Raw genomic sequence first — 7,880 nt, 5'->3', positions numbered from 1 at the left:
TGCCAGAGTTCCTCGGGTGAGGTGACATCGCCGGGGTAGCGGCAGCTCATCCCGACGATCGCCAACGGCTCGTCACCGGCCACGGACACAGCTGCGACCTGCGGAATCGCACGATCCGCGTCCGTACCGGCGAGGTTCGTCCTGAGGAAGCCGGCGAGGACGGCGGGCGTCGGATAGTCGAAGATCAGGGTGGCCGGCAGATGGAGTGCGGTGGCGGCGTTCAGCCTGTTGCGGAAGTCGACGGCGGTGAGAGAGTCGAAGCCGACCTCGTTGAACGAGTGGTCCGGTTCGACCGACTCGGGCGAGGCGTGCCCGAGCACGGCGGCCACATGGCCACGGACCAGATCGAGCAACAGCCGCTCCTGCTCGACCGCTTGGAGCCCCGCGAGGCGCTGGGCGAGGGATCCGGCGGCAGCGGCGTCGGCTACCGCGGCGGTACGGCGGGTGGGCGTGCGCACCAGTCCGCGCAGCAGCGGCGGGAGGGTGCCGGAGCCGGCCTGGGTGCGCAGGGCCGCACTGTTGAGCTTGGCCGGGAAGAGGACCGGGGCCGTGCTGTTGGTGAGTGCCTTGTCGAAGAGGCGCAGGCCCTCCTCGGGGCTGAGCGGGGCGATACCGCCGCGGTTGATACGGGCGAGGTCGGCTGTGTCGAGCCGGCTGGTCATGCCGCTGTCGACCTTGGGGCGCAGGACGGTGTCGAGGCGTTCGGGGGTGAGGGTGGTGAGGGTGCCGTCGTCCAGGACGCCGGCGGTGTGGATGACGGCGGTGAGGGGGTGTTCGGCCGGGACGCCCGCCAGGAGGTTGGCGAGGGCGTCGGGGTCGGCGGTGTCGCAGGCGGTGATGGTGACGGTGACGCCGTGCGCGGTGAGTTCGGCTTCCAGTTCGAGGGCGCCCTCGGCCGCCGGGCCCCGGCGGCTGATGAGGAGGAGGTGGCGCATCCCGTACTCCGCCACCAGGTGCCGGGCGAAGAGGGTGCCGAGCACGCCGGTGCCGCCGGTGATCAGCACGGTGCCGTCGGGGTTGAGGACCGGCGGGGCAGCGTCGTCGGTGGCAGGCCGTCGGGTCAGGTGGGGCGTGCTCACGATGCCGTCACGCAGGGCGAGTTGGGCTTCGCCGGTGGCCAGCGCGAACGGGAGGGCCGCGGTCGAGGCCGGTGTGCCGTCCAGGTCGGCGAGTACGAATCTGCTGGGGTTCTCCGTCTGCGCCGACCGGACCAGTCCCCACACCGCCGCTGCGGCAAGGTCGTCGACCTGCTCGGCCGTCCGGGCCGCGACCGCGCCTTCGGTGCGGAGTACCAACCGGGAGGCGGCAAAGCGGTCGTCCGCCAGCCAGCTCTGTACGAGGAGCAGAACGTCATTCAGCGCGCGGTGAGTTCGCTCCGCCGTGTCGTCGGCGAGCGAGCTGCCCTCAGGTGGCGCGACGGGGACGACGACGAAGTCGGGGACGGTCTCTCCACCGATGGCCACCAGCGCCTCGGCCGGGTTCGCGTCGACGACGACCACGCTCGGCGCGGTGACGTCAGAGGCCGCCGAAAGCAGTTCGTTCCAGTGGAGCAGCAGCAGACCGTCGTCCGAGGCGGCGCTGTTGCCCGCGGTGGCCAGCCGGTCGGTCGATATCTGACGCAACGTCAGTCGCTCGACGGTCGCCACCGTCGCACCCGTGGTGTCCGCGACGGTGAGCGCCACCGAGTCCGCTCCCGCCGGGGCCAGGTGGACGCGGAGCGCGGTGGCCGCGGTGGCGTGCAGGGTCACCCCGTTCCAGGCGAAGGGCAGTCCGGGGCTTTCGTTGCCGCCGCCGGCGAACGTCTTGATGCCGACGGTGTGCAGGGCCGCGTCCAGCAGCGCGGGGTGGATGCCGAAACCGCTCACGTCCAGTGCCTCGTGAGCCGGCAGCCGGACCTCGGCGAAGACGTCGTCACCCTGCAACCAGGCTGCCGTCAGCCCCTGGAACGTCGGCCCGTACTGGAAGCCCGCCGCGGCGGTCGACGCGTACAGCTCGGTCAGGTCGACGGCGGTGGCCCCGGCCGGCGGCCAACTGGCGCTGCTGAGTGCCGCGTCGACCGGTTGCGCGTCCGTCGGCAGCTCGGCTCGCACACTGCCTGTCGCGTGGCGGACCCAGCCGCTCGCCTCGGCCCACGCATCGTCGTCCGCCGCCTCGACCGGACGCGAGTGGAAGGTGATGGGGCGGTGCCCGGTGGTGTCCGGCGCGCTCACGGCCACCTGGAGCTGGACGGCCCCGGTTTCCGAGATCACCAGCGGCGCCTCCAGGGTGAGGTCGTCCACCCGGCCGAAGCCGAGCCGGTCACCCGCGTGCAGGGCCAGCTCCACGAATCCGGCCCCCGGCAGCAGCACGCTGCCCATGACCGCATGGTCCGCCAGCCAGGGATGGGTGCGCAGCGACAGGCGGCCGGTGAGCAGCACGGTGTCGTTGTCGGCGATCTCGACCGTGGCCCCGAGCAGCGGGTGGCTCGCCCGATCGAGGCCGGCGGTCCTGACGTCTCCGCCGGTACGGACCAGGCGGGGCCAGTAGTACTGATGCTGGAAGGCGTACGTGGGCAGGTCGAGCGGGCGTCCCCCCGGGGCGGCGTCGGTCGGCGCCCAGATCTTCGCGTCGGTGCTGATGTGCAGCCGGGCCAGGGCCCGGTTGAAGGTGTCGGGCTCGGGGTGCTTGCGGTGCAGCGTGGGAACGGGCTCGGCGTGCGGGAGGGTGTCCGCGGTGGCGGTGGTGAGGACGGCGTCCGGCCCCAACTCGACGTAAATGGTGGCGCCTTGCCGGTCGAGGGTATTCAGGGCGTCGACGAAGCGCACCGCGTGGCGCACGTGCCGGGCCCAGTAGCCGGGGTCGGCAAGGTCGTCGCCGGTGAGGAGGTCGCCGGTCAGGGTGGAGACGATGGGGATGGCCGGCTGGTGGTGGGTGATCCCGGCGGCGAGGGCGGTGAACTCGGCCAGCATCGGGTCCATCAACGGCGAGTGGAAGGCGTGGCTGACGGCCAGCGCCTTGGTTTTACGGCCCCGGGCGGAGAGCAGTTCGGCGACCGTCCGGACCTGGTCGGCGGCACCGGAAATCACCGTGGAGGCAGGGGAGTTGAGCGCGGCGATGTCCACCAGTTCGGTGAGCAGCGGCCGCACCTCGTCCTCGGTGGCCTGGAGGGCGACTATCGCGCCGCCGGCCGGCAGGGCCTGCATGAGCCGGCCCCGGGCGGCGACGAGGGTGGCCGCGTCTTCCATGGACCAGACGCCGGCCAGGTGGGCTGCGGCCAGCTCGCCGATGGAGTGTCCGGCCAGGAAGTCCGGCTGGATGCCACGGTGTTCGAGCAGCCGGAACAACGCGGTCTCCAGGGCGAAGAGTGCGGGCTGCGTGTAAGCGGTGGAGTTGAGGTCGCTCGGGTCCGCGTCGAACATCACGTCCTTCAGCGGTCGTTGCAGGTGCGGGTCCAGCGCCGCGCACGCGTCGTCCAGCGCGATCGCGAAGACCGGCTCAGCGGCGTACAACTCCGACCCCATCCGGGCGCGTTGGGCGCCCTGACCGGTGAAGAGGAAGGCGGTCTTGCCGGACCGGCGGCTGCCCTGCACGACCTCGGCGGCGGCCACGCCCTGCGCGAGCGCCTCCAGGTCGGCCAGCAGCCCGTCACGGTCGGCTGCCAGCAGTACCGCCCGGTGGTCGAACCGGGTCCGGCTGGTCGCCAACGCGTGTCGTACCGGGGCCAGTTCGACGTCTGGGCGCTCCAGCAGGTAGGTCCGCAGCCGGTCGGCCTGCCCGCGCAGCGCGGGCGCGGTCTTCGCCGACAGCAGCACCGGCAGCCCCGACGGCTCCGCAGCCGGCGCACTCGTCTCGGCGGCGTCGGGGGCCTCCAGCACCACGTGGGCGTTGGTGCCGCTGACTCCGAAGGAGGAGACAGCCGCCCGGCGCGGATGATCGGTGGCGGGCCACGGCACTGCCTCGGTGAGCAGTGAGACCGCGCCGCTCTCCCAGTCGATCTGCGGAGAGGGCTCGTTCACGTGCAGCGTCTTGGGCAGCACCCCGTGCCGCATCGCCATGACCATCTTGATCACGCCGCCGACGCCCGAAGCCGCCTGGCTGTGCCCGATGTTGGACTTCAGCGAACCGAGCAACAGCGGCTGATCGTAGGGCCGTTCCTGGCCGTAGGTGGCCAACAGCGCCTGGGCCTCGATCGGGTCGCCGAGCCGGGTGCCCGTGCCGTGTGCCTCGACGGCGTCGACCTGGTCCGGGGTCAGCCGGGCGTTGGCGAGCGCCTGCCGGATGACGCGCTGCTGGGCGGGGCCGTTGGGGGCGGTGAGGCCGTTGCTGGCACCGTCCTGGTTGATGGCGGAGCCACGGACCACCGCGACGACCGGGTGGCCGTTGCGCCGTGCGTCCGACAGGCGCTCCAGGACCAGCAGCCCCGCGCCCTCGGCCCACCCCGTACCGTCCGCGTCCCCGGCGAAGGACTTGCAGCGGCCGTCGGCGGACAGCCCGCGCTGCCGGCTGAACTCCACGAACACCGAGGGTGTCGCGATCACCGTGACGCCGCCCGCGAGGGCCAGATCGCACTCGCCCTGCCGCAACGCCTGGCTGGCCAGGTGGAGCGCGACCAGCGACGACGAGCACGCGGTCTCCACCGTGACCGCGGGGCCCTCGAGCCCCAGCGTGTACGAGATGCGCCCGGAGGCGACGCTCGCCATGGTCCCGGTCAGCAGATAACCCTCGTACTCCTCCGGCGACCCGGTCAGATACGTGCCGTAGTCGTTGAAGATGACGCCCGCGAACACCCCGGTCCTGCTGCCGTGCAGTGTGGTGGGGTCGATGCCGCCGCGCTCCAGGGCCTCCCAGGCGGTCTCCAGCAGCAGCCGCTGCTGCGGGTCGATCGCCATGGCCTCCCGCGGGCTGATCCCGAAGAAGGCCGGGTCGAAGTCCCCCGCGTCGTCGAGGAATCCGCCCTCGCGGGCGTACGTCTTGCCGAACCGGTCCGGGTCCGGGTCGTACAGCCCTTCGGTGTCCCAGCCCCGGTCCGCCGGGAAGCCGGACACGGCGTCCACCCCGTTGGCGACCAGGTTCCACAGATCCTGGGGGGACCGCACGCCGCCGGGATAACGGCAGCCCATGCCGACGATCACGATCGGATCGTCGGTGGTCGCGGTGCCCGTCGTGGGCGCGAGGCTGCCGGCCTCGGCGCGACGCAGACCGAGCAGTTCGGTGCGCAGATGGCCGACCAGCGCGGTGGGCGTCGGGTAGTCGAAGATCAACGTCGCGGGCAGCCGCAGATCCGTGGCCGCCGCCAGCCGGTTGCGCAGCTCGACGGCGGTGATGGAGTCGAACCCCACCTCCTTGAACGCCCGGCTGCCCTCGACGGTGGCCGGCGTCGCGTGGCCGAGCACCGTGGCCACGTTCGTCCGCACCATGTCCATCACCACGTCGAGCTGTTCGGCCTTCGACAGTCCGGCGAGCCGTCGTGCCCAGCCGGAACCGCCCTGCGCGGCGGACTTGGCGTCCACCCGGCGGGCGCGGGTAGGGACAAGGCCCCGCAGGGGCGCGGGCAATGTGCCCGCACCGCTCTGATGACGGAGCGCGCCGGTGTCGAACTCCGCCGCGACCAGGGCCGAGTGGGCGCCCGACGCGCGGCCGGCGAGCATGGCGTCGAACAGCGCCAGCGTCTGATCGGCGGGCAGCGGCAGGACACCTTCGGGGTACGCGGTGGCCTCGGCAGCCGCTGCCCAGGGGCCCCAGGCGATCGTTGTCGCTGGGAGGCCACTGGCGTGTCGGTGGGTGGCCAGGGCGTCGAAGAAGGCGTCGGCGGCGGCCTGTTCCGGGGCATCCGGAACGCCCAGGGCTCCTGCGAGGGAGGAGAACAGGACGAAGGCGGCCGGTGGCACGGCGAGGTCGCGGGTCAGGCGGTGCAGATTCCAGGCCGAGCCGACCGAGGGGCCTTCCGCGGTATGGATGACGGCGGTGAGGGGGTGTTCGGTGGGGATGCCGGCGGTGAGGTCGGTGAGGGCGTCGGGGTCGGCGGTGTCGCAGGCGGTGATGGTGACGGTGGCGCCGTGGGAGGTGAGTTCGGCTTCCAGTTCGAGGGCGCCTTCGGCGTCGGGGCCGCGGCGACTGGTCAACAGCAGGTGGCGGGCGCCGTGTTCGGCCACCAGATGGCGGGCGGCCAGGCTGCCGATGACACTGGTGCCGCCGGTGATCAGGACGGTGCCTTCGGGGTCGAGGGTGAGCGGTGCCGCGTCTGTCGCGGTCGTGCGGGTCAGCCGAGGAGTGCTCACCAAGCCGTCGCGTAGGGCCAGTTGGGGCTCGCCCGTGGCCAGCGCAGCCGAAAGCATGGCAGTCGGCGGTTCGGCTTCGTCCAGGTCGGCGAGCACGAACCTGCCGGGGTTCGCCGTCTGTGCGGAGCGGACCAGGCCCCACACGGCGGATGCTGCGAGGTCGGTGATCGGGTCGTCCGCACTGGTGGCGATCGCCCCACGGGTGACCAGGACCAGCTTCGACTCGGCGAACCGCTCGTCGGCGAGCCAGTCCCGGACCAGGGTCCGTACATGCTCCTGGAGGGCCTCGGCGCCCGACACCACATCCTCGGCCCCGGAGATGACAGGCGCGAGGACGTACGCCGGGAGGGTACTCGCCTGGCCGAGTGCGGCGAGATCGGCGCAAGCCGTCGCACCGGAAGCGGAGTTGGCCAGGTCCAGGGTGTCGTCGCCCAGTACGGCGAGCTCGCCGCCGAGGCTCCCGTCCGTGGCCGGCGCCAGTGCCGGCCACTCCCATGTGTAGAACGTCTCCCGGTCCGCAGAGCGGCCCAGCGACAGCTGATCGGCGGCCACGGACCGTACGGCCAGTGCCTCGACCGTCGCCACCAGCCCACCGGACGGGTCCGCGACCGTCAGTGCCACGGTGTCCGGCGCGGTCGGGACCAGCGCGACGCGGAGCGCGGTCGCACCGGTGGCGTGCAGCGTCACCCCGCTCCACGCGAACGGCATCCTGAACTGCCTCTGCCTGGCGCCGGTTTGGGCGTCGTCGTCCTGGGCGTTGAGCGCGCTCAGGGCCAGCGGATGCAGGGCCGCGTCGAGCAGCGCGGGGTGGATTCCGTAGCCGGTGGTGTCGGTGTCCTCGGGGAGCGTGATGTCGGCGTAGAGGGTGTCGCCGTCGCGCCAGGCGGCTTGCAGGCCCTGGAAGAGGGGGCCGTAGCCGATCCCGATGTCCGCCAGCCGGTCGTAGAGGTCGTCGCTCCCGATCCGTACCGCGCCCATCGGCGGCCACGAACCGCTGGGTAGCGCGGCCACGGTGGGCCGGCCCGCCGTGGGCGTGAGGATGCCGGTCGCATGGCGGGTCCAGGGCAGTTCGTCGTCACTGTCGGCCGCGCGGGAGTGGATGGTCATCGGCCGTCGTCCGGCGTCGTCCGGCTCCTTGACGACCAGCTGGAGCTGGATCGGCGTGTCCGGGTGCAGCGCCAGCGGGGATTCGAGGGTGAGCTCCTCGACGTGGTCCAGGCCGAGCTGCGCCGACGCGTGGAGCGCGAGGTCGAGGAACGCGGTGGCCGGCAGCACGCTGGTGTCGGCGAGGGTGTGCTCGGTGAGCCAGGAATGGGTGCGCGGGGGGAGCTGGCCGGTGTACAGAGTGCCCTGGCCGTCGGCGAGCTGGATGGTGGCGCCGAGCAGCGGGTGGTGCGTGCCGGCGAGCCCGGCGGTGGTCAGGTCGCCGGTGCGGGCGGGGGCGTTGAGCCAGTAGCGCTGGTGTTGGAAGGGGTACGTGGGGAGGTCGGGCAGCGGATTCGTGCCCGGCTCGGTGTCCGTGGGGGTGTCGGTGTCGGGGTTGGTGGTGGGCCAGGTTACGGGGTGGCCGTGGGTGTGGGCGGTGGCGAGGTTGGTGAGGAACTGGGTGGGGGTGTGGTGGTT

General features: G+C 72.5%; 1 protein-coding gene. It reads right to left on the bottom strand.

Annotated elements, in window-relative coordinates; translation table 11 throughout:
• Positions 1 to 7,880, bottom strand: a 7,880-nt coding sequence (locus tag OO69_RS47805; protein ID WP_158713541.1) for a type I polyketide synthase, incomplete at both ends; no start/stop codon positions are given.

Source organism: Streptomyces sp. NRRL F-525, assembly GCF_000716605.1.
Lineage (GTDB): Bacteria > Actinomycetota > Actinomycetes > Streptomycetales > Streptomycetaceae > Streptomyces.
Note: the sequence above shows the minus strand (reverse complement) of the source record. Positions and strands in the feature narration are given on the sequence as shown.